Source organism: Streptomyces sp. NPDC041784 (assembly GCF_055591025.1).
In genome coordinates this window covers 801,505-823,225 of record NZ_JBVJAB010000001.1, presented here as the reverse complement: position 1 = coordinate 823,225, position 21,721 = coordinate 801,505, and the positions used below count along the sequence as shown (strand labels likewise).

Below are 21,721 nucleotides of genomic sequence, written 5' to 3'. Positions count from 1 at the left end.
TCAGGCGAGTGCGCGGGCGAGTTCCCGGGTGAGCGGCTCGCGCAGCTCCGGGGCGTCGACGCGCTCCACGCGTACGTCGGTGCAGTCCACCCAGGTCGCGGCCTCCAGGAGGGCCTGGGCGACCGCGGGGACGGCCTTCGGGCCGTCCAGGGTGACTTGTTTGGCGACGAGGGTGCGGCCCTCGCGCGCGGGGTCGACGCGGCCGACGAGGCGGCCGCCGGCCAGGACTGGCATCGCGAAGTAGCCGTGGATCCGCTTGGGTTTGGGGACGTAGGCCTCCAGGCGGTGGGTGAAGCCGAAGACGCGTTCCGTGCGTGCCCGTTCCCAGACGAGGGAGTCGAAGGGGGACAGGAGTGTGGTGCGGTGGCGGCCGCGCGGGGGCGTTCGAAGGGCCGCGGGGTCGGCCCAGGCGGGCTTGGGCCAGCCCTCGACGGTGACGGGGACCAGGCCGGAGTCGGCGATCACCGCGTCGACCTGTTCGCCCTTGAGGCGGTGGTAGTCGGCGATGTCCGCGCGGGTGCCCACACCGAGGGCCTGGCCGGCCAGGCCCACCAGGCGGCGCAGGCATTCGGTGTCGTCGAGTTCGTCGTGCAGGAGGTCGGCGGGTACGGCGCGTTCGGCGAGGTCGTAGACGCGTTTCCAGCCGCGGCGTTCGACGCAGACCACCTCGCCGTGCATGAGTGCGCGTTCGACGGCGACCTTGGTGCCGGACCAGTCCCACCATTCGCTGGTCCTCTTCGCGCCGCCCAACTCCGTGGCGGTAAGGGGGCCTTCGGTGCGGAGCTGTTTGATGACCTGCTCGTAGGTGCCCTCGGGGAGCGGGTGGTTCCAGTGGGGGCGGTTGCGGTAGGCGCGGCGGCGGAAGGCGAAGTGGGGCCATTCCTCGATGGGGAGGATGCACGCGGCGTGGGACCAGTACTCGAAGGCGTGGGGGCGTGCCGGAGGCGAGCCGAGGGATTCCGTGTTCCAGTACGCGTTCTCGACCGTGGTGCGGCCTACGGCGCCCAGGCGGGCGTACGGGATCAGTTCGTGGGAGCGGGCCAGGACGGAGATGGTGTCGAGCTGGACGGCGCCGAGGTGCCGAAGGACTCCGCGGACGCCGGCCTTGCGGTCGGGGGCACCGAGGAAGCCCTGGGCCCGGAGGGCGATGCGGCGGGCTTCGTCTGCCGTGAGGTCGGTGGCGGGGCGCGGCGTGGTCATGGTGCGCACGATAGGCGGTGGCACTGACAACGGGCGGTGAGCTGGGGGTTCGGGCAGAGAGGCGGAGAGGCGGTCAGCGGGTGTCGTCGGACGGTGGCGGCGTCGGGGCGGGGAGGTAGGGGGCCGCCGAGGGGAGGCCGAGGTCCGAGGGGAGCAGGGAGGCGAGCCAGCAGTCGCGGCGGATGCCTTTGTTGTTGATGGCGGAGCGGAGGGTGCCTTCGAGGGTGAAGCCGGCGTGTTCGGCGACCGCGCGGGAGGCGGTGTTGCCCACTTCGGCGCGCCATTCGAGGCGGTCGACGGCGAGGTGGGTGAAGGCCCAGCGGGCGGCGGTGAGGGTGGCCTCGGTGGTGTAGCCGTGGCCGCGGTGTTCCTTGGCCGCCCAGAAGCCGACCTCGACGGTGCCCAGGGAGCGCATGGTGAGGCCGAGCATGCCGGTGAGGGTGCCGTCGGGGAGGAAGACGCCGAAGGTGAACATCGAGCGGGTGGCCCAGCCTTCGGGGGCGAGCTGTTCGGTGAAGCTGCGGGCGTGTTCGGGCAGGTAGGGGGAGGGGATGGTGGTCCAGCGCTGGATGTCGGGGTCCTGGGCGGCGGCGTGCACGGCGTCGGTGTCCTGGGGGCCGACCGGGCGCAGGATCAGGCGGTCGGTGGTGAGGGTGACGGGCTCCATCGGGCGATTCTGGTGCGGGGAGGGCGGCCGCGCCATCGATTCGCGGTGCGTGAGCGGGTGATCACAATTCGCGCAATTCGTGGGCCGGACGCGGCACTATCGGCGGGGCCCGGCCGTTGTCCTCTTTGAAGAAGATTTTGATGCTCGTGCGCGCCAGTGTGCGGTCCTCGTACGGCAGGCCTCCCGGCGTGGTGGGGTCCTCGCATACGATGGCCGTTGCTCAGCAAGTCAAATGGAAACCGACCGTCCCAGGCCCGACCGGCAAGGAGACCAACCCCCGTGTCCGTCCTCTCGAAGATCATGCGTGCAGGCGAAGGCAAGATCCTGCGCAAGCTGCACCGCATCGCGGACCAGGTCAACTCCATCGAAGAGGACTTCGTCGACCTCTCCGACGCCGAGCTGCGGGCCCTCACCGATGAGTACAAGCAGCGGTACGCCGATGGTGAGAGCCTGGACGACCTGCTGCCCGAGGCGTTCGCCACGGTGCGTGAGGCCGCGAAGCGCGTCCTGGGCCAGCGTCACTACGACGTGCAGATCATGGGTGGCGCCGCCCTGCACCTCGGCTATGTGGCCGAGATGAAGACCGGTGAGGGCAAGACCCTCGTCGGCACGCTGCCCGCGTATCTGAACGCGTTGTCCGGCAAGGGTGTCCACCTGATCACGGTCAACGACTACCTGGCCGAGCGCGACTCCGAGATGATGGGTCGCGTCCACAAGTTCCTGGGTCTGAACGTCGGCTGCATCCTGGCCAACATGACGCCGACCCAGCGGCGCGAGCAGTACGCGTGCGACATCACGTACGGCACGAACAACGAGTTCGGCTTCGACTACCTGCGCGACAACATGGCGTGGTCGCAGGACGAGCTGGTCCAGCGCGGCCACAACTTCGCCATCGTCGACGAGGTCGACTCCATCCTGGTCGACGAGGCGCGTACGCCGCTGATCATCTCCGGTCCGGCCGACCAGGCCACCAAGTGGTACGGCGACTTCGCCAAGCTGGTGACGCGCCTGAAGAAGGGCGAGGCCGGCAACCCGCTCAAGGGCATCGAGGAGACCGGCGACTACGAGGTCGACGAGAAGAAGCGCACGGTCGCCATTCACGAGGCCGGTGTCAGCAAGGTCGAGGACTGGCTGGGCATCGACAACCTCTACGAGTCCGTGAACACCCCTCTGGTGGGCTACCTGAACAACGCCATCAAGGCGAAGGAGCTCTTCAAGAAGGACAAGGACTACGTCGTCATGGACGGCGAGGTCATGATCGTCGACGAGCACACCGGCCGTATCCTCGCCGGCCGCCGCTACAACGAGGGCATGCACCAGGCGATCGAGGCGAAGGAAGGGGTGGACATCAAGGACGAGAACCAGACGCTCGCCACGATCACCCTGCAGAACTTCTTCCGCCTCTACAAGCGTCAGAGCCAAGAGGGCAAGGAAGAGCCCGGTCTGTCCGGCATGACCGGTACGGCGATGACCGAGGCCGCCGAGTTCCACCAGATCTACAAGCTCGGCGTGGTCCCGATCCCGACGAACCGGCCGATGGTCCGCAAGGACCAGTCGGACCTGATCTACCGCACCGAGGTGGCGAAGTTCGAGGCGGTCGTCGACGACATCGCCGAGAAGCACGAGAAGGGCCAGCCGATCCTCGTCGGCACGACGTCCGTCGAGAAGTCGGAGTACCTCTCGCAGCAGCTCTCCAAGCGCGGTATCCAGCACGAGGTGCTGAACGCCAAGCACCACGAGCGTGAGGCGTCGATCGTCGCCCAGGCCGGCCGCAAGGGGGCCGTGACGGTGGCCACCAACATGGCCGGCCGTGGTACGGACATCAAGCTCGGCGGCAACCCCGACGACCTCGCCGAGGCGGAGCTGCGTCAGCGCGGCCTCGACCCCGAGGAGCACATCGAGGAGTGGGCGCACGCCCTGCCCGCCGCCCTGGAGAAGGCCGAGCAGGCGGTCAAGGCGGAGTTCGAGGAGGTCAAGGACCTCGGTGGCCTCTACGTCCTCGGTACCGAGCGGCACGAGTCGCGTCGTATCGACAACCAGCTGCGCGGTCGTTCCGGCCGTCAGGGCGACCCGGGTGAGTCCCGGTTCTACCTGTCGCTGGGTGACGACCTGATGCGGCTGTTCAAGGCGCAGATGGTCGAGCGTGTGATGTCGATGGCGAACGTCCCGGACGACGTGCCGATCGAGAACAAGATGGTCACGCGTGCGATCGCGTCCGCGCAGTCGCAGGTCGAGCAGCAGAACTTCGAGACGCGTAAGAACGTCCTGAAGTACGACGAGGTCCTCAACCGTCAGCGTGAGGTCATCTACGGTGAGCGCCGCCGTGTCCTGGAGGGCGAGGACCTGCACGAGCAGGTGCAGCACTTCATGGACGACACGATCGACGCGTACATCTCCGCGGAGACCGCCGAGGGCTTCCCGGAGGACTGGGACCTGGACCGGCTGTGGGGTGCGTTCAAGCAGCTCTACCCGGTGAAGATCACCGTGGACGAGCTGGAGGACGCGGCGGGTGACCGGGCCGGTCTGACCGCCGAGTTCATCTCGGAGTCCATCAAGGACGACATCCACGAGCAGTACGAGGCGCGCGAGACGCAGCTCGGCTCGGAGATCATGCGTGAGCTGGAGCGGCGGGTCGTGCTGTCGGTCCTGGACCGCAAGTGGCGTGAGCACCTCTACGAGATGGACTACCTCCAGGAGGGCATCGGTCTGCGCGCGATGGCGCAGAAGGATCCCCTGGTCGAGTACCAGCGCGAGGGCTTCGACATGTTCACCGCGATGATGGACGGCATCAAGGAGGAGTCGGTCGGCTACCTGTTCAACCTGGAGGTCCAGGTCGAGCAGCAGGTCGAGGAGGTTCCGGTCGAGGATGCCGCGCCGGTCGACATGGAGAAGCAGGACGTGGTGCCGGCGCAGGCGGGTTCGCGTCCGGAGATCCGTGCGAAGGGGCTGGACGCTCCGCAGCGGCGGAACCTGCACTTCTCCGCGCCGACGGTGGACGGCGAGGGCGGCACGATCGAGGGCGAGTTCGACGACGACGATGAGCCGGTCCGCTCGGAGGCCGACGGTCTCACGCGCGCGGAGCGCCGCAAGCAGGCGAAGGCCGGGCGGCGCCGCAAGAAGTAGGCGCTGCATGAAGTAGCGCTGCAAGAAGTAGGGGCCCGTGTCCGCGGTGCCGTCGCCTGGAGTGACGGTGCCGCGGGGTGCGGGAGGCTTGAAGGGCCGGGTCACCTTGAGGTGGCCCGGCCCTTTGGCGTGTGCGGGCTCGTCTGGGTGGGCTCGGGGGAGCCTCAGGAGGCCTTGAGAGGGGCTCGGGGGAGGCCCGAGGTGTCCTGGTCGCCGGCCTCGCCGGAACCCCGGAGGGGAACCCGGAGAGCTGCCGGGAGCCCGTTCGGTCGGTCCGGTGGGCTCGGCTCAGTCGGTCCGGGGGGCTCGGGGTCAGCCGGTCCGGCGGGGCTCGGGCCGGCGAGGGCCGTCCAGTTCGACCGCCGTGCAGCGCCAGCGGTGGTCCGGGCCGAGTTCCAGGCGGAAGGCCATGGCGCGCAGGCGGCTGCCGGCGCCGATGCGGGCGAAGGCCTCGATGGCGCCGGGGCGCGGGACGTAGTAGCCGATGTCCCGGACGATCGGTTGGGCGCCGTGGGTGGTGCGCAAGGGGCCGCGTTCGGCGAGGTGGGCGAGGTCGTCGTAGGCGTGGCCGACCGTGTGGCGGAGCATGAAGTGGACGGGGCGCCGGCCGCTCAGGACGGCGAGGAGGCGGTCGGCGAACAGGTCGGTGGGGCGCGCCCGGGCCGGGGTGGGTGCCGGGCGGTTGTCCGTCGGGCGGGTGGGGGTGGTGCGGGGCGAGGCCGGTGGACGGGCGCCGCTCGGGGCCGTGCGGGGGATGCCGCCGCCCGGGGTGCGGGGCGGGGTGCCGGTGGGGCGGCGGGTGTCGCGCCGGCCGGGCGGGCGGGTGCCGGGGGTGTGCTGGGCCCGTGTCATGACCTTGTTCATGGTTGTCCCCGTTCGCTGGGCCCGGTCGCGGTCTCGGTCTCTACCGGGCGGTAACTTGCGTTGTGGATCTTGTACGGGGTCACGGACCGTGAGGGCAAGGAGGCGGAGAGTTCCCGAATCGTGACGGGTCGATTCACCTATCAGGGGGATTCCCGGAGGGAAAAGGCCCGGCAGGCGGGGTGCGGGGGGTGAATTCCGAGGCGTCGGGTGGACGCGTCGCGGGGTGTGGGCAGGGGCTCGAAAGGGGACGCCCGCACGTATCCTGAAGCCCTTCGAGCGGAGCCTCCGACCACGAAAGAGCGGCCACCATGCGCGTCTACGTCCCTCTGACCCTCCCCGGTCTCGCCGAGGCCCACAAGACGGGGGAGCTGGGGTCCGGGCCGCTCGTCGCGTACGCCGTCACGCCCGCGCTGCGCGAGTGGTACGTCTCCGACGACATCGAGGAGCTGGAGTACGCCGCCCTCGGCCGCGCGGCCCTCGCCTCGCTGCGGCTGCTCGCCGCGGACCCGGGCGCGCCCCGGCGGCGGGTCGTGGTCGCCGTCGACGTCCCCGACCGGGCGGCCGCGGCCGACCCCGACCGCGGACTCGACCCGGCAGCGCTCGGCGAGGTGCGGGTGTCCGGGCCGGTGAAGCTGGCCAAGGCGGCGTCCGTCCATGTCGACGCGGACGACGCGGAGGCGGACGTCACGGCCGCGGCCCAGGCCCTGGCGGCGGCGGACGGCGGGGACGACGGCGCGCAGTTCGTCGTGGACGGCGCCGAGGACCACGAGCTGCTGTGGTTCGCCAGGCAGGAGATCCCGAGCCTGGTGGGCTCCGGCGGCTGAGGCCACGACCGGGACGCCGAGGCGGCGCCGCGACCGAGACCGGGACGCCGAGGCGGCGCCGCGACCGAGACCGGGGCGTGTCCGTCGGTCCTCCTGATTGTCGTCGGCCCTCATTGATTGTCAGTGGGGGCGGGTACGTTTTGTGACATGGCGAAGCAGCAAGAACCGGCACACATCGTCTGGGACTGGAACGGCACGCTGTTCCACGACAACGACGCGATCATCGGCGCGACGAACGCGGCGTTCGCCGAGCTGGGGCTGGAGCCGCTGACTCTGGAGCGGTACCGGGCGCTGTACTGCGTACCGGTGCCGAAGTTCTACGAGCGGCTGATGGGTCGGCTGCCCACCGACGCCGAGTGGGAGCTGATGGACGACATCTTCCACCGGTACTACGCCGAGCACCGGGTGCGGTGCGCGCTCACCGACGGCGCGGAGGAACTGCTCACGGGGTGGCGGTCGGCGGGCCACAGCCAGTCCCTGCTGAGCATGTACGTGCACGAGGAACTGGTTCCGCTGGTGCGGGGCTTCGGGATCGAGCCGCACTTCATACGGGTCGACGGGCGCACCGGGCCGTCCGGCGGCAGCAAGGCCGAGCACATGGTGCGCCATCTCGCGGCACTCGGCGTGGTGGAGCCGGAGCGGACCGTGGTGATCGGGGACGCGGCCGACGACGCGGTGGCCGCGCTGCACGCGGGGGCGCGGGCCGTGCTCTACACCGGCGGATCGCATAGCCGGGCCAGCCTCGAGGGGGTCGGGGTGCCGGTGGTGGACACGCTGGAGGAGGCCGTGGAGGTCGCCGGGCGGCTGGCCGCCTGAGGGGAGCGGTGCGGCGTCCGGTCCCGCGACGCCGCACCCGCCGTCACGGGGAGGGTCAGGTCACGGGTGCCTTCGCGCGCAGCACGGTCAGGAACTCGCGCATCCAGGCCGAGTGGTCCGGCCAGGCCCGGGAGGAGACCAGCGTGCCGTCGACCACGGCCTCGCTGTCCTGGAAGGTCGCGCCGGCCGTCTGCATGTCGATCTCCAGTGCCGGGTAGGCGGTGACCCGGCGGCCCCGCAGGGCGTCCACCGCGGCGGTGAGCAGGGGGCCGTGGCAGATCTGGGCGACGGGCTTGTCCGCGTCGAAGAACGACTTGAGGATCTTGCGCAGTTCGGGGTCGTTGCGGAGGTACTCGGGGGCTCGCCCGCCGGGGATCACCACGGCGGCGTACTGGCCGGGCTCCACCTCGGAGAACGCGAGGTCGGCGGGCCAGGTGTAGCCGGGTTTCTCGGTGTAGGTGTCGAAGCCGGGCTCGAAGTCGTGGACGACGAACCGGAGCTGTTTGCGGGTCGGGGCGGCGATATGGACCTCGTAGCCCTCCTCGCGCAGGCGCTGGTAGGGGTAGAGGACCTCCAGGGACTCGGCTGCGTCACCGGTGACGATGAGGATCTTCGTGGTCATGGCGGGCGGCTCCTCTCGGGCGGGCACTGTCATGGGCAACGTGCCTCTTGGGGGTGGGCCTGCCAAGAGGTGGGGTCGCTTTCAGGGTGCCTTTGGGCGGGGCCGGCGTCGACTCGTCCGCGACGGGGGCCGCCCAGCACCCGTCCCCCCGCGCCGCTCCTGTGCAGAACGTCAAACTTCTGGCCCCTGTTTTGTACACATACGGCTCATGACGGGGCCCCGGTGAGGAGCGATAGCCTGGTGGCGTGATCAGCGCGATATCCCGCGGGGGTTCTGTGGCCCCTGCCCTGCGCCCGGCGAGCACGGATTATCCCCGTGGCCGGGCGGCGGACGCTGGTTCTTGCGGGCGGGACGGGGGCGCAAGGCCCCCCATGACGCCGTACACACCCCATGAGCGCGTGCCGCGGAGAGCAGCGTCACACTTCGGGGACGTGTCGAGAATGGCCGATAACCCCCCGCTCATCTCATCTTGCGGCATAGCGTCGGAGCAGACCGGAGACCCCGGGCCGTGGCGGCGAGCCGCAAGGAAAGAGACCGTACTTCCTTCTACGTCACGCAACGGCGCGCGACAGGAGTCAGAGGACAATGCAGACCAAGCTGGACGAAGCCAAGGCCGAGCTGCTCGAGAGGGCGGCCCGGGTCGCTGAGAACAGCCCGGTCGGGGGGCACCTACCGACTGGCACGACGGGTGAGGGGCTCCCGGACCGGGACACCCTGCGCGCGTTCCTCCAGCGCTACTACCTGCACACCGCGGCGGAAGACCTCACGGACCGCGACCCGGTCGATGTCTTCGGCGCCGCACTCTCGCACTACCGGCTCGCCGAGAACCGGCCGCAGGGCACCGCCAACGTCCGGGTGCACACCCCGACCGTCGAGGGGAACGGCTGGACGTGCAGCCATTCCGTCGTGGAGGTCGTCACCGACGACATGCCCTTCCTCGTCGACTCCGTCACCAACGAGCTGACCCGGCAGGGGCGGGGCATCCACCTCGTCATCCACCCGCAGGTCGTCGTCCGGCGCGATGTCACCGGCAAGCTCATCGAGGTGCTCCGCACGCCCCCGTCCGCCCCGGACCTTCCGCACGACGCGCACATCGAGTCCTGGATCCACGTCGAGACGGACCGGGAGACCGACCGCGCCGATCTCAAGCAGATCACCGCCGACCTGCTGCGGGTCCTGTCCGACGTCCGGGAGGCTGTCGAGGACTGGGAGAAGATGCGGGACGCGGCCCTTCGGATCGCGGACGACCTCACGGACGAGCCCGTGCCCGGCGACCTCGCCACGCCCGAGGTCGAGGAGGCCCGCGAGCTGCTGCGCTGGCTCGCCGCCAACCACTTCACCTTCCTGGGCTACCGGGAGTACCAGCTGCGCGAGGACGACTCCCTCGCCGCGGTCCCCGGCACCGGCCTCGGCATCCTGCGCTCCGACCCGCACCATGCCGGCGACGACGCCCACCCTGTCAGCCCGTCCTTCGAGCGGCTGCCGGCCGACGCCAGGGCCAAGGCCCGCGAGCACAAGCTGCTGGTGCTGACCAAGGCGAACAGCCGGGCCACCGTGCACCGGCCGTCGTACCTCGACTACGTGGGCGTGAAGAAGTTCGACGCCGACGGCAACGTCGTCGGCGAGCGACGCTTCCTGGGCCTGTTCTCCTCCGCCGCGTACACCGAGTCCGTGGTGCGGGTGCCCGTCGTGCGCCGCAAGGTCGACGCCGTGCTGCAGGGCGCCGGGTTCTCGCCCAACAGCCACGACGGGCGCGACCTGCTCCAGATCATGGAGACCTACCCGCGCGACGAGCTGTTCCAGACCCCGGTCGACGAGCTGCGGTCCATCGTCACCAGCGTCCTCTACCTCCAGGAACGGCGACGGCTGCGGCTCTACCTGCGCCAGGACGAGTACGGGCGCTACTACTCCGCGCTCGTCTACCTGCCCCGCGACCGCTACACCACCGGCGTGCGGCTGCGGATCATCGACATCCTCAAGGAGGAGCTGGGCGGCACCAGCGTCGACTTCACCGCCTGGAACACCGAGTCGATCCTCTCCCGGCTGCACTTCGTCGTCCGCGTCCCGCAGGGCACCGAGCTGCCGGAGCTGTCCGAGGTCGACAAGGACCGCATCGAGGCGCGGCTCGTGGAGGCCGCGCGGTCCTGGTCCGACGCCTTCGGCGAGGCGCTCAACGCCGAGCTGGGCGAGGAGCGCGCCGCGGAGCTGCTGCGGCGCTACAACAACGCCTTCCCCGAGGGCTACAAGGCCGACCACACCCCGCGCTCCGCGGTCTCCGACCTCGTCCACCTCGAACGGCTCACCGAGGAGCAGAGCTTCTCGCTCAGCCTGTACGAGCCGGTGGGTGCCGCGCCCGACGAGCGCCGCTTCAAGATCTACCGCAAGGGGGACGCGATCTCCTTGTCGGCGGTGCTGCCGGTGCTCAACCGGCTCGGCGTTGAGGTGATCGACGAGCGGCCCTACGAACTGCGCTGCACCGACCGCTCGGTCGCCTGGATCTACGACTTCGGGCTGCGCATCCCCAAGGCGCTGGGCGGCGGCACCGCCGACCTGCTGGGCGACGACGGGCGCGAGCGGTTCCAGGAGGCGTTCTCCGCGACCTGGACCGGCCACGCGGAGAACGACGGGTTCAACTCGCTGGTGCTGGGCGCCGGGCTGAGCTGGCGGCAGGCGATGGTGCTGCGCGCGTACGCGAAGTACCTGCGGCAGGCCGGGGCCACGTTCAGCCAGGACTACATGGAGGACACCCTCCGTACGAACGTGCACACCACCCGGCTCCTGGTCTCGTTGTTCGAGGCGCGGATGGCTCCGGAGCGCCAGCGCGCCGGGCACGAGATCGTCGACGCGCTCCTCGAGGAGCTGGAGGCGGCGCTCGACCAGGTCGCCTCGCTCGACGAGGACCGCATCCTGCGCTCCTTCCTCACCGTCATCAAGGCGACCCTGCGGACGAACTTCTTCCAGGAGGGAGCGGGCGGCAGGCCGCACGAGTACGTCTCCATGAAGTTCGACCCGCAGGCCATCCCGGACCTGCCGGCGCCCCGCCCGGCGTTCGAGATCTGGGTGTACTCCCCGCGCGTGGAGGGCGTGCACCTGCGGTTCGGGAAGGTCGCACGCGGCGGTCTGCGCTGGTCCGACCGGCGTGAGGACTTCCGCACCGAGATCCTGGGCCTGGTCAAGGCGCAGATGGTGAAGAACACGGTGATCGTCCCGGTCGGCGCCAAGGGCGGCTTCGTCGCCAAGCAGCTGCCCGACCCGAGCGTGGACCGCGACGCGTGGCTGGCCGAGGGCATCGCCAGCTACCGCACCTTCATCTCGGCGCTCCTCGACATCACCGACAACATGGTCGCCGGCGAGGTCGTGCCCCCGGCCGACGTCGTGCGGCACGACGAGGACGACACCTACCTGGTGGTCGCCGCCGACAAGGGCACGGCGACGTTCTCCGACATCGCCAACGACGTCGCGGGCAGCTACAACTTCTGGCTCGGCGACGCCTTCGCCTCCGGCGGCTCGGCCGGCTACGACCACAAGGCGATGGGCATCACCGCCCGCGGCGCCTGGGAGTCCGTCAAGCGGCACTTCCGCGACATGGGTGTGAACACGCAGGTCGAGGACTTCACGGTCGTCGGCATCGGTGACATGTCCGGTGACGTGTTCGGCAACGGCATGCTGCTCTCCGAGCACATCCGCCTGGTCGCCGCCTTCGACCACCGGCACATCTTCATCGACCCCCACCCCGACGCGGCCACCTCGTACGCCGAGCGCCGCCGCCTGTTCGAGCTGCCGCGCTCCAGCTGGGCCGACTACGACGCCGGCCTGATCTCCTCCGGCGGCGGAGTCTTCCCCCGCACGGCGAAGGCGATCCCGGTCAACGCGCACATCCGCGAGGCCCTCGGTATCGCGGACGGCGTCATGAAGCTGACCCCGGCCGACCTGATGAAGGCGATCCTCAGCGCGCCGGTGGACTTGCTGTGGAACGGCGGCATCGGCACGTACGTCAAGGCGAGCACCGAGTCGAACGCGGACGTCGGCGACAAGGCCAACGACTCGATCCGCGTCGACGGCCAGGACCTGCGCGTCAAGGTCGTCGGCGAGGGCGGCAACCTGGGCCTGACCCAGCTCGGCCGGATCGAGTTCGCCCGGGGCGGCGGCCGGATCAACACGGACGCCATCGACAACAGCGCGGGCGTGGACACCTCCGACCACGAGGTGAACATCAAGATCCTGCTCAACGGGCTGGTCTCCGACGGTGACATGACCGTCAAGCAGCGCAACAAGCTCCTCGCGGAGATGACCGACGAGGTCGGCGCTCTCGTCCTGCGCAACAACTACGCGCAGAACACGGCGATCGCCAACGCCCTCGCCCAGTCCAAGGACATGCTCCACGCCCAGCAGCGGTTCATCCGCCACCTGGTCCGCGAGGGGCACCTCGACCGGGCGCTGGAGTTCCTGCCGGCCGACCGCCAGATCCGCGAGCGGCTCGCCGCGAGCCAGGGCCTGACCGGCCCGGAGACGGCCGTCCTGATGGCCTACACGAAGATCACGGTGTCGGACGAGCTGCTGCAGACCTCGCTGCCCGACGACCCCTACCTGCGCGGCCTGCTGTACGCGTACTTCCCGACCGCGCTGCGCGAGACGTTCCCGGAGCACATCGACAGCCACCCGCTGCGCCGTGAAATCACCACGACCGTGCTGGTCAACGACACGGTCAACACGGGCGGTACGACGTATCTGCACCGGCTGCGCGAGGAGACCGGCGCCTCGCTGGAGGAGATCGTGCGGGCGCAGACCGCGGCCCGGGCGATCTTCAGCTCGGCGCCCGTGTGGGACGCCGTGGAGGGCCTCGACAACCAGGTCGAGGCCGAGGTGCAGACCCGGATCCGGCTGCACTCGCGGCGCCTGATCGAGCGCGGCACGCGGTGGCTGCTGAACAACCGGCCGCAGCCGTTGCAGCTCGCCGAGACCGTCGACTTCTTCGCCGAGCGCGTCGAGCAGGTCTGGTCGCAGCTGACCAAGCTGCTGCGCGGCGCGGACCTGGAGTGGTGGCAGAAGATTTACGACGAGCTGAGCGGTGCCGGAGTGCCGGACGAGCTGGCCACCCGGGTGGCCGGGTTCTCCTCGGCCTTCCCGGCGCTGGACATCGTCTCGGTGGCCGACCGCACCGGGAAGGACCCGCTGGACGTCGCCGAGGTCTACTACGACCTCGCCGACCGGCTGCACATCACGCAGCTCATGGACCGCATCATCGAGCTGCCGCGCGCGGACCGCTGGCAGTCGATGGCCCGCGCCTCCATCCGTGAGGACCTGTACGCGGCCCACGCGGCGGTGACCGCGGACGTCCTGTCCGTCGGCAACGGCACCTCGACGCCCGAGCAGCGGTTCAAGGCGTGGGAGGAGAAGAACGCGGCGATCCTGGGCCGGGCGCGGACGACGCTGGAGGAGATCCAGGGCTCGGAGACGTTCGACCTGGCCAACCTGTCGGTGGCGATGCGGACGATGCGGACGCTGCTGCGCACGCACTCGTAGCCGGTGACGACAGGAGGGGCGCCCCGAGCGGTCGGGGCGCCCCTCCTCCTGTGCGGTCGCGCGTCAGACTGTGTGCGGTCGCGTGTCAGACCGCCGCTGTCGGCTGCTCCGCCGGCGGCTTCGCCGCCGCCGGCTGCTCCGCCGGCGGCTTCGCCGCCGCCGGCTTCGGAGCTGCCGGCTTTGCGGCCGCCGGCTTCGGGGCGGGCTTCTTCTTGGCCTTCTTGTCCCCGGTGAAGGTCTCGTACGCCTCCATGACCTCCTCGGTCGGGCCGTCCATCTTCAGCTCGCCGCGCTCCAGCCACAGCACCCGCTCGCAGGTCTCGCGGATCGTGCTGTTGCTGTGGCTGACCAGGAAGACGGTGCCCGCGTGCTCGCGCATCTCGCGGATACGGTCCGCCGAGCGCCGCCGGAACAGCGCGTCACCGGTGGCGAGGGCCTCGTCGATGAGCAGGACGTCGTGGTCCTTGGCGGCGGCGATGGAGAACCGCAGCCGGGAGCCCATGCCGGAGGAGTACGTGCGCATGGGCAGGGAGATGAAGTCGCCCTTGTCGTTGATTCCGGAGAAGTCGACGATCTGCTGGTAGCGCTCCTTGATCTGCTCGCGGGTCATGCCCATCGCGAGGCCGCCGAGGTAGACGTTGCGCTCGCCGGTCAGGTCGCCCATCAGGGCCGCGTTGACGCCGAGGAGGGAGGGCTGGCCATCGGTGTAGATGTGGCCGTTCTCCACCGGCAGCAGGCCGGCGACCGCCTTGAGCAGGGTCGACTTGCCGGAGCCGTTGCTGCCGATCAGGCCGATCGCCTCGCCCTTGTACGCGACGAAGGAGACGTCGCGCACCGCGTGCACCAGCCGGGTGCCGGCCGCCTTCTCGGCCTGCTTGCGGCGCAGGATGCGGTTGAGGGCGGCGGTCGCGCTGCCCCGGCCGCCGCCGGTGCCGTTGACGCGGTAGACGATGTCGACGCCGTCGGCGATGACGGTGGGGGCCCGCTCGTCGAGCGGCGCGGTGGGGGATGTGTTGTCAGCCACGGCCGTACGTCTCCTCAGCCTTCCAGAAGTAGATGAATCCGCCGACGCCGGCGAGCAGCGCCCAGCCCGTCGCGAGCGCCCACACGTGGGGCGGCAGCTGGGCGGCGTGGAAGCTGTCGATCAGCGCGAAGCGCATGAGGTCGATATAGACGGCGGCCGGGTTGGCGCGCAGGACGTCCGCGACCCAGGACGGCAGGCCGGTGTGCTTGCTGAGGAGCTGATCGATGCTCCACATCACGCCCGAGATGTACATCCAGGTGCGCAGGACGAACGGCATCAGCTGGGCGATGTCCGGGGTCTTCGCCCCCGCCCGCGCCAGGATCATCGACACGCCCGCGTTGAACACGAACTGGAGCGTCAGGGCCGGGATCACCAGCACCCAGGAGAGCGCCGGCGGCACCCCCATGACGAACAGGATGACCAGCAGCGCCGCCATCGAGAACAGCAGCTGCTGGAGCTGCTGAAGGCAGTACGAGATCGGCAGCGCGGCCCGCGGGAAGTGCAGGGCCCGCACCAGGCCGAGGTTGCCGGAGATGGCCCGGGTGCCCGACATGATCGAGCTCTGCGTGAACGTCCACACGAACACCCCCGTGACCAGGAACGGGATGTAGTCCGGGACGCCCTTCTTGGTCTGGAGCAGCACGCCGAAGATGAAGTAGTAGACCGCCGCGTTCAGCAGCGGGGTCATCACCTGCCAGACCTGGCCCAGCTTGGCGCCGCTGTACTGCGAGGTGAGCTTGGCGGTGGCGAAAGCGGTGATGAAGTGGCGGCGTGCCCACAGCCGGCGGACGTACTGGGGCAGGGAGGGGCGTGCGCCGCTGACGCTGAGGCCGTGCCGGGCGGCCAGGGCCGCGAGGTCGTCGTGGGGCACGGCCTGTGTCCGGGGCGGTGCGTCGAGTACCTGGCTCACATCCGCTGCTTTCACTCGGGGGTGGGGTGCGCGCGTCCGGCTGTACTGCCGTCGACCGGCGTTTCCTTACGCTTCTCTTCACGTTCTCTTACGTCGGGACGGGACCGTATCGTCGCAACGTGAGCGTAGGCCGAGTTGACGTCGGAACGCAACCGTTTCGTCGTAACGCCCTATGCTGGTCCGTATGACGACGAACACGACGAACGCCGACGGGACCCCGGCACGTCCGCGCCGCCGGGCACCCGCGGGAGCGGCCGTGCTCCGCGAGGATGTGACGGAGGCCATCCGGGCGGCCGTGTTCGAGGAACTCGCGAGCGTCGGATACGCGCGGATGTCCATCGAGGGCATCGCCCGGCGCGCCGGCGTCGGCAAGACCGCGGTGTACCGGCGCTGGCGCTCCAAGCTGCACCTGGTCCTCGACCTGGTCTCCGCGCTCGCCGTACAGGGCCTGCCGGCACCCGAGACCGGCAGCCTGGAGAGCGATCTGCGGATGCTGTACGAAGTCACCTCCCGGGCGCTGCGGCACCCCGTGGCCTCGCAGATCATCCCGGACCTCCAGGCCGAGGCGGCCCGCAACCCCGAGATTGCCGAGGCCCTCCAGAAGGCGCTGCGGGAGGGGCAGGAGGGTGTCGCCCTGAAGATCGTGGCGGCGGCGGAGCAGCGCGGCGAGGTACGCGCGGGCCTGGACGACGAGCTGGCGCTCGATCTGATCTCGGGTCCGCTCTACTGGCGTTCGGTGGTGATCCGCAGCCCGAAGCTGCCCAAGGGCTACCTGGCCGCGCTGGCCCGGGCGACGGCGGAGGCGATCAAGGCGCTGTGAGCGGAAGGCTCCGGGGGCCGTGACGGGAGTCGAGGTGGCATGAGAGTCGTGGTGGCCGAGGACAACGCCCTGCTCAGGGAGGGGCTCGTCCTGCTGCTGACGTCGGCCGGGCACGAGGTGGCGGCCGTCGCCGGCTCCGGGCCCGAGATCCTGCCGGCCCTGCTGGAGCAGCGGCCGGACGTGGCCGTCCTCGACGTGCGGATGCCGCCCGGCTTCCGTGACGAGGGGCTGCGCGCCGCCCTGGAGGCCCGCGAGAAGATCCCGGGGCTGCCGGTGCTGGTGCTGTCGCAGTACGTCGAGGAGTCCTACGCGGCCGAGCTGCTCGGCGGCGGGGCGAGCGGCGTCGGGTATCTGCTGAAGGACCGGGTCGGCCGGGTCGACGAGTTCCTCGACGCGCTGGAGCGGGTCGCCGCCGGCGGCACGGCCCTCGACCCCGAGGTCGTCACCGAGCTGCTGACCCGCCGCCGCGACTCGCCCCTGGACTCGCTCACCCCGCGCGAGCGCGAGGTGCTGGAACTGATGGCCGAGGGCCGCGACAACACCACCATCGCCACCACCCTCGTCATCACCGAGCGCTCGGTCAGCAAGCACATCGGGAACGTCTTCCTGAAGCTGGGCCTGCCCCCGAGCGACAGCGGACACCGGCGGGTGCTGGCCGTGCTCGCGTACCTGAACAACGCCTAGAGAGGCCCCTGGCCGGGCCGTTCGCCGGCCAGTCGGATCGCCAGGCCGGTCAGTTCCGGCAGTCGCAGGACGCGGTCGCCGAAGCCGGGCAGCGGCACGTGCAGGGCCGCCGTCCAGCGTTCAGGGACCGCGCCGACGCCGTACACGGCCCCGGCGAGCCCGCCGGTGACCGCCGCGACGGTGTCCGTGTCGCCGCCCAGGTCGACCGCGGCGCGCACGGCCTCCTCGTAGGAGGACGTCGTCCGCAGCGCCCAGACGGCGGAGCCCAGGCACGGCCAGACCGCGCCGTTGAACTCGGTGGCCAGATCGGGATGCCAGCCGGGGTCCAGCACGACCGCGTAGCGCTCGCGGTGCGCGGGGTCGACCTGGGTGAGCGTGTCCGGCAGCGCGGCCAGCGGATCGGCGCCGGTCAGGGCGATGCGGACCAGCTCGTGGAAGACGGCCGTGCCTTCCCAGGCCGCGCGGTCGCCGTGGGTGAGCGCGGCGAGCCGGCGGCCCGCGTCCAGGGTGGCGGCGCGACCGTGGGGCGCGAAGCGGACGGCGGAGGTGGCGGCCCGCATCAACGCGCCGTTGCCCGCCGCCCGTTGACTCGCCTGGAAGTGCAGAGCGGCGGCCGAGTCCCAGGGGTCGCCGCTGCCCAGCACCGCCTCGGTCTGGAGACCGATGTCCTTCGGATCGGCCGCCGCCCAGCGCCGGAAGCGGCGGAAGACGTCCGCCGGATCCAGGCCGCCGCACTCCAGCAGCGACTCCGCGACGAGAACGGCCATCTGCGTGTCGTCGGTCGCCTCGCCCGGGTCCCAGCCGCCGCCCCCGCACATCTCACCGCCGTGCCCCGGGGCGGGGAAACGGGCCGAGAAGGCCCCCTCGGGCCCGAACTCGAAGGGCGCGCCCAGCGCGTCCCCCACGGCGGAACCGACGACACAGCCGACGGCACGGTCGACGGCGGGATCGACGGCAGCGTCGACGGCAGGGCCGTGGGCATCGGCCCCGGCAGGTCCGGAAGCGATCACCGGGGCAGCCTACGAGCCCCCGGCGCGCGGCTGAACCGGAGATGCCCCGCCCCCTACGCCCCGCCCCCTACGCCCGCCCCGTACACCGCGCCACCAGCAGCACACCGCCCGCGCCCTACGCCCGCGCCGCCCCCGGATGCAGCCGCACCCATCCCTCCCACGCCGAGGCGATCATGTCCTGGACGTCGTACCTGGCCTTCCAGCCCAGTCGGGTCGTGATGCGGTCGGCGGAGGCCACCACGCGGGCCGGGTCGCCGGGGCGGCGCGGGCTGACCGTCGGCGGCCGGTCGTACCCCGTGACGGCGTTGACGCGGTCGATCATCTCCCGCACCGAAACCCCCTCCCCGCGCCCGATGTTGAGGGTGAGGTCGTGCCCGGGGGAGGCCTGGAGGGCGTTCGCGGCGGCCACATGGGCCTCGGCCAGGTCGACGACGTGGATGTAGTCCCGGACGCAGGTGCCGTCGGGGGTCGGGTAGTCGTCGCCGAAGATGCGCGGCGGCGCGTTCTCCGTGAGCCGCTCGAAGACCATCGGGACGAGGTTGAAGACGCCGACGTCCGCCAGCTCGGGGGTGGCCGCGCCGGCCACGTTGAAGTACCGCAGCGAGGCCGTGGACAGGCCCGTCGCCCGGCCGGTCGCCCGGACCAGCCACTCGCCCGCCAGCTTCGTCTCGCCGTAGGGCGACATCGGCACGCACGGCGTCTCCTCCGTGACCAGCTCCACGTCCGGCATGCCGTACACGGCGGCGGAGGAGGAGAACACGAAGGACGCCACCCCGGCGTCCGTCACCGCCTCCAGCAGGACTCTCAGCCCCTCCACGTTCTCCCGGTAGTAGTGCAGGGGCCGCTGCACCGACTCGCCGACCTGCTTCTTCGCGGCCAGGTGGACCACACCGGTGACCGAGTGCTCGGCGAGCGCGCGGGCCATCCGCTCCCCGTCCAGCGTGGAGCCCACCACCAGCGGCACCTCGGCCGGGACGCGCTCGGCGATGCCCGTGGTCAGGTCGTCGTAGACGACGGCCCGCTCGCCCGCCTCGGTCATCGCCCTGACGACGTGCGCCCCGATGTAGCCGGCACCGCCCGTGATCAGCCAGGTCATGTCGCGACCTCCCCCTCGTCCGTCGGCCATGATGGTGCGTTTCACCAGTGATCGCCCTTCGGCGGACAATCACCCGCAATGGAGTCGACACATAGTGAAGCAGGCACCCGGGCTCTCGCGCAGGGCCTGTGGACAACTCTGCATCCGGGCGGATCACAATAAAGGTCTGATAGGACGTCAATCATCGGAAAAAGCTTCCTACCATCACAAAATCGTCCTGTGGTGTACAAGCGCTCGCACACGTCCGGCCGAGGCACATCCGTCGCCCTGGCAGCCCCAGCCCCAGCTCCAGCTCCAGCTCCAGCTCCAGCTCCAGCTCCAGCTCCAGCCTCCGCCCCCACCCCTGTCGCCGCTGCCGTCGCTGTGGCCGTCCCGGTCCTCGTCATGCTCGCGCTCGGCCTCTGGGGCCTGGACCGCGGCGGGACGTGGCGGGACGAGGCCGTCACCCTCCAGGTCGCGCGGCGCTCGGTGCCGCAGATCTGGCGGCTGCTGCACGGCGTGGACGCGGTGCACGGCCTGTACTACCTCCTCATGCACCCGGTCCTCGCCGTCCGCGCCGACGAGGTCGCCCTGCGCCTGCCGTCCGTCTGCGGGGCGGCCGCCACCGCGGGCCTGATCGCGGCCCTCGGCGTACGGCTGGCCCAGCCCCGGGTCGGCCTCTGGGCGGGCCTGCTGTACGCGGCGACCCCACTGGCCGGCCACTACGCGCAGGAGGGCCGCTCCTACGCCCTCGTCGGCGCCGGCGTGACCGGGGCGACCCTGCTGCTGGTGCGGGCGTCGGCGGGACGGTCCTCCTGGTGGCCGTACGGCGTCGTCGTCACCCTCACCTGTCTGCTGCACGAGCTGGCAGTGCTGTCGCTGCTCGCGCACGCCGTGACGCTCGCCCACGCGCGCGTGCCGAGGCGCACCTGGCGGGGATGGTCGTGCGCCGCCGGGGCCGCCCTGGCGGCGCTGCTCCCGCTCGCCCTCGTGTCGAGCGCCCAGGCCGGGCAGATCGCCTGGCTGCCGCGGCCGGGGCCGGCCAGCGCCGAGCGGCTGCTGCACACCTTCCTGGGGCAGTCCGGGCCGGTCTTCTGGACGTCCCTGCTGCTCGCGTCCGTGGCGCTGCTGCCGGGCTCCCGGAAGGCGCCGTCGGTCACGTCGGCGGCCCTGCCGCTCATGGTCCTCCCGCCGCTCACCCTGCTCGCCGTCTCCCAGCTCCGCCCGATGTACGACGACCGGTATGTGCTGTACGCCCTGGCGGGGGCGCCGCTGCTGGTGGCGGCGGGAGCGGACCGCCTGCTGACGGCGGCGGGGGCACTCCTGCGCAGACCGAGACCCGAACCGGGACCGAGACCCGAACCAGGACCGAGACCCGAACCGGGACCGAGACCCGAACCGGCACCCGAACCGGCACCGAGACTCGAACCGGGACCGAGACCGGAACCGGCACCAAGACCCGAACCGGCACCCGAACCGAGACGGTCCCTCGCGACGGCCACCTCACTCCTCGTCCCCCTCGCGGGCACTCTCGCCGTCGCCCTCGCGTTCACGCATCAACTGCCCCTGCACCGCCAGAGCCGCACCCTCCTCACCCGCCCCGACAGTCTCGCCGCCGTCTCCGCGCTCGCCGCCCGCGAGCTGCGCCCCGGGGACGCGGTGGTGTTCCTGCCGTCGATCGGCCGGCGGGCGGCGATGTCGCACCCGGAGGGCTTCCGGGGCGTACGGGACATCGCCCTGCGGACGCCCGGGCCGGCCTCGGGCACGCTGTACGGCCGGGAGACCGGCGCCCGGGAGCTGCGCCGCAGGCTGCTCGCGCTGGACCGGCTCTGGGTGGTCGCCGAGCCGTACGCGCTGCGCTCGCCGTGGTATCCGCGCAACCCGACCGAGCGGGTCAAACTCACCGTCGTGGGGGAGGAGTTCGTACCGTACGAGCCGCGCCGCGAGTTCGTGCGCGACGGCGTGACCCTCCGCCTCTACGCGAGACGCCCCGCCGCGGGCATCGCGGGCCCACCCGCCGGGGCTTCCGCCGACACGCCTACCGGCATGTCGGCCCCTCCTCCTCCAGCCCCTCGTACCCCGGATCGTCCTCCAGCGCCGCCGCGTCCAGCGCCGAGGTGAGCTGGTCGAGGCGCTCGCGCAGGGCGCTGATCTCCGACAGGTCGAAGCCCGTCGCCGAAACGATCCGGCGCGGCACGGCCAGTGCCCGCTCGCGCAGCGCGGCCCCCTCCTCGGTGAGCCGGATCTCCACCGAGCGCTCGTCGCGGGCGCTGCGCTCGCGGCGCACCAGACCGGCCGTCTCCAGCCGCTTGAGCAGCGGGGAGAGCGTGCCGGAGTCCAGTCGCAGGTGTTCGCCGAGCTTCTTCACGGGCAGGTCGCCGTGCTCCCACAGCACCAGCATCACCAGGTACTGGGGGTAGGTCAGCCCGAGGTCCTTGAGGATCACGCGGTACACGCCGTTGAAGGCGCGCGAAGCGGCGTGCAGGGAGAAGCAGATCTGGCGGTCCAGGCGGAGCCAGTTCTCCGTGGGGGTTCCAGGGGCGGTCGTGGACGTCATGA

The 21,721-nt window shown here is 71.2% G+C and carries 16 protein-coding genes; 7 read left to right on the top strand and 9 right to left on the bottom strand.

Translation table 11 applies throughout. From position 1 onward, the window contains the following. Both ACZ6D7_RS03605 and ACZ6D7_RS03600 read right to left on the bottom strand, forming a co-directional pair. A complete protein-coding gene (locus ACZ6D7_RS03605; protein ID WP_469482946.1) occupies positions 1-1,200 on the bottom strand; it encodes a winged helix-turn-helix domain-containing protein in 1,200 nt (399 codons plus the stop codon). A gap of 73 nt (positions 1,201-1,273) precedes the next feature. Beyond that, positions 1,274-1,867, bottom strand: coding sequence for a GNAT family N-acetyltransferase (locus tag ACZ6D7_RS03600; RefSeq protein WP_469482944.1), 594 nt, complete (start codon positions 1,865-1,867; stop codon positions 1,274-1,276). 279 nt (positions 1,868-2,146) lie between these two features. On the opposite strand from ACZ6D7_RS03600, the gene secA reads away from it, so the two are divergent. Further along, on the top strand, positions 2,147-4,990 hold the full coding sequence (secA, locus tag ACZ6D7_RS03595; RefSeq protein ID WP_469482942.1) for a preprotein translocase subunit SecA: 2,844 nt from the start codon (positions 2,147-2,149) through the stop codon (positions 4,988-4,990). A 312-nt stretch (positions 4,991-5,302) separates the two neighbouring features. Here secA and ACZ6D7_RS03590 read toward each other — a convergent pair whose 3' ends face one another. Beyond that, positions 5,303-5,854, bottom strand: coding sequence for an Rv3235 family protein (locus tag ACZ6D7_RS03590; protein ID WP_469482939.1), 552 nt, complete (start codon positions 5,852-5,854; stop codon positions 5,303-5,305). 308 nt (positions 5,855-6,162) lie between these two features. Here ACZ6D7_RS03590 and ACZ6D7_RS03585 point away from each other — a divergent pair, with 308 nt between their 5' ends. Further along, positions 6,163-6,678: a DUF6912 family protein gene (locus ACZ6D7_RS03585; protein ID WP_469482936.1), complete on the top strand. Its 516-nt coding sequence runs from the start codon at positions 6,163-6,165 to the stop codon at positions 6,676-6,678. A gap of 147 nt (positions 6,679-6,825) precedes the next feature. Next, positions 6,826-7,494: an HAD family hydrolase gene (locus tag ACZ6D7_RS03580; RefSeq protein WP_469482934.1), complete on the top strand. Its 669-nt coding sequence runs from the start codon at positions 6,826-6,828 to the stop codon at positions 7,492-7,494. A 55-nt stretch (positions 7,495-7,549) separates the two neighbouring features. Here ACZ6D7_RS03580 and ACZ6D7_RS03575 read toward each other — a convergent pair whose 3' ends face one another. Further along, positions 7,550-8,116, bottom strand: a complete 567-nt coding sequence (locus ACZ6D7_RS03575) for a DJ-1/PfpI family protein (protein ID WP_469482931.1) — start codon at positions 8,114-8,116, stop codon at positions 7,550-7,552. 585 nt (positions 8,117-8,701) lie between these two features. Here ACZ6D7_RS03575 and ACZ6D7_RS03570 point away from each other — a divergent pair. Continuing rightward, positions 8,702-13,639 carry an NAD-glutamate dehydrogenase gene (locus ACZ6D7_RS03570; RefSeq protein ID WP_469482929.1) on the top strand — a complete coding sequence of 1,646 codons (4,938 nt, stop codon included), beginning with the start codon at positions 8,702-8,704 and terminating at the stop codon, positions 13,637-13,639. Positions 13,640-13,724: 85 nt separating this feature from the next. Here the strand turns inward: ACZ6D7_RS03570 and ACZ6D7_RS03565 are convergent, their stop codons facing one another. Both ACZ6D7_RS03565 and ACZ6D7_RS03560 read right to left on the bottom strand, forming a co-directional pair. Continuing rightward, a complete protein-coding gene (locus tag ACZ6D7_RS03565; protein ID WP_469482927.1) occupies positions 13,725-14,663 on the bottom strand; it encodes an ABC transporter ATP-binding protein in 939 nt (312 codons plus the stop codon). Next, positions 14,656-15,573, bottom strand: a complete 918-nt coding sequence (locus ACZ6D7_RS03560; RefSeq protein ID WP_469482924.1) for an ABC transporter permease — start codon at positions 15,571-15,573, stop codon at positions 14,656-14,658. Before ACZ6D7_RS03560 ends, ACZ6D7_RS03565 begins: the two co-directional genes overlap by 8 nt. Before the next feature lie 172 nt (positions 15,574-15,745). On the opposite strand from ACZ6D7_RS03560, the gene ACZ6D7_RS03555 reads away from it, so the two are divergent. Together ACZ6D7_RS03555 and ACZ6D7_RS03550 are read left to right on the top strand one after the other, a co-directional pair. After that, a complete protein-coding gene (locus ACZ6D7_RS03555; protein WP_469482921.1) occupies positions 15,746-16,393 on the top strand; it encodes a TetR/AcrR family transcriptional regulator in 648 nt (215 codons plus the stop codon). 39 nt (positions 16,394-16,432) lie between these two features. Beyond that, the gene (locus ACZ6D7_RS03550; RefSeq protein WP_469482919.1) at positions 16,433-17,077 is read left to right on the top strand and encodes a LuxR C-terminal-related transcriptional regulator; all 645 of its coding nucleotides are present in this window, start codon (positions 16,433-16,435) and stop codon (positions 17,075-17,077) included. On the opposite strand, the gene ACZ6D7_RS03545 is transcribed toward ACZ6D7_RS03550, so the two are convergent. Further along, positions 17,074-18,087 carry an ADP-ribosylglycohydrolase family protein gene (locus ACZ6D7_RS03545; protein ID WP_469482917.1) on the bottom strand — a complete coding sequence of 338 codons (1,014 nt, stop codon included), beginning with the start codon at positions 18,085-18,087 and terminating at the stop codon, positions 17,074-17,076. The two genes, ACZ6D7_RS03550 and ACZ6D7_RS03545, sit on opposite strands and share 4 nt — an antisense overlap. A 115-nt stretch (positions 18,088-18,202) precedes the next feature. After that, entirely contained in the window at positions 18,203-19,183 is a 981-nt protein-coding gene (gene galE / locus ACZ6D7_RS03540; RefSeq protein WP_469482914.1) for a UDP-glucose 4-epimerase GalE, read from the bottom strand. A 384-nt stretch (positions 19,184-19,567) separates the two neighbouring features. Here galE and ACZ6D7_RS03535 point away from each other — a divergent pair, with 384 nt between their 5' ends. Next, a complete protein-coding gene (locus ACZ6D7_RS03535) occupies positions 19,568-21,283 on the top strand; it encodes a glycosyltransferase family 39 protein (RefSeq protein WP_469483030.1) in 1,716 nt (571 codons plus the stop codon). On the opposite strand, the gene ACZ6D7_RS03530 is transcribed toward ACZ6D7_RS03535, so the two are convergent. Beyond that, on the bottom strand, positions 21,201-21,719 hold the full coding sequence (locus ACZ6D7_RS03530; RefSeq protein WP_469482910.1) for a MarR family winged helix-turn-helix transcriptional regulator: 519 nt from the start codon (positions 21,717-21,719) through the stop codon (positions 21,201-21,203). The genes ACZ6D7_RS03535 and ACZ6D7_RS03530 overlap by 83 nt on opposite strands. Between the last annotated feature and the right edge of the window lie 2 nt (positions 21,720-21,721).

Excerpts from the sequence above, each read along its gene's own strand:
- ACZ6D7_RS03605 (WP_469482946.1), bottom strand. The coding sequence starts at position 1,200 with ATGACCACGCCGCGCCCCGCCACCGACCTCACGGCAGACGAAGCCCGC.
- ACZ6D7_RS03600 (WP_469482944.1), bottom strand. The coding sequence starts at position 1,867 with ATGGAGCCCGTCACCCTCACCACCGACCGCCTGATCCTGCGCCCGGTC.
- ACZ6D7_RS03590 (WP_469482939.1), bottom strand. The coding sequence starts at position 5,854 with ATGAACAAGGTCATGACACGGGCCCAGCACACCCCCGGCACCCGCCCG.
- ACZ6D7_RS03585 (WP_469482936.1), top strand. The coding sequence starts at position 6,163 with ATGCGCGTCTACGTCCCTCTGACCCTCCCCGGTCTCGCCGAGGCCCAC.
- ACZ6D7_RS03580 (WP_469482934.1), top strand. The coding sequence starts at position 6,826 with ATGGCGAAGCAGCAAGAACCGGCACACATCGTCTGGGACTGGAACGGC.
- ACZ6D7_RS03575 (WP_469482931.1), bottom strand. The coding sequence starts at position 8,116 with ATGACCACGAAGATCCTCATCGTCACCGGTGACGCAGCCGAGTCCCTG.
- ACZ6D7_RS03570 (WP_469482929.1), top strand. The coding sequence starts at position 8,702 with ATGCAGACCAAGCTGGACGAAGCCAAGGCCGAGCTGCTCGAGAGGGCG.
- ACZ6D7_RS03555 (WP_469482921.1), top strand. The coding sequence starts at position 15,746 with ATGCTGGTCCGTATGACGACGAACACGACGAACGCCGACGGGACCCCG.
- ACZ6D7_RS03550 (WP_469482919.1), top strand. The coding sequence starts at position 16,433 with ATGAGAGTCGTGGTGGCCGAGGACAACGCCCTGCTCAGGGAGGGGCTC.
- galE (WP_469482914.1), bottom strand. The coding sequence starts at position 19,183 with ATGACCTGGCTGATCACGGGCGGTGCCGGCTACATCGGGGCGCACGTC.
- ACZ6D7_RS03535 (WP_469483030.1), top strand. The coding sequence starts at position 19,568 with ATGCTCGCGCTCGGCCTCTGGGGCCTGGACCGCGGCGGGACGTGGCGG.
- ACZ6D7_RS03530 (WP_469482910.1), bottom strand. The coding sequence starts at position 21,719 with ATGACGTCCACGACCGCCCCTGGAACCCCCACGGAGAACTGGCTCCGC.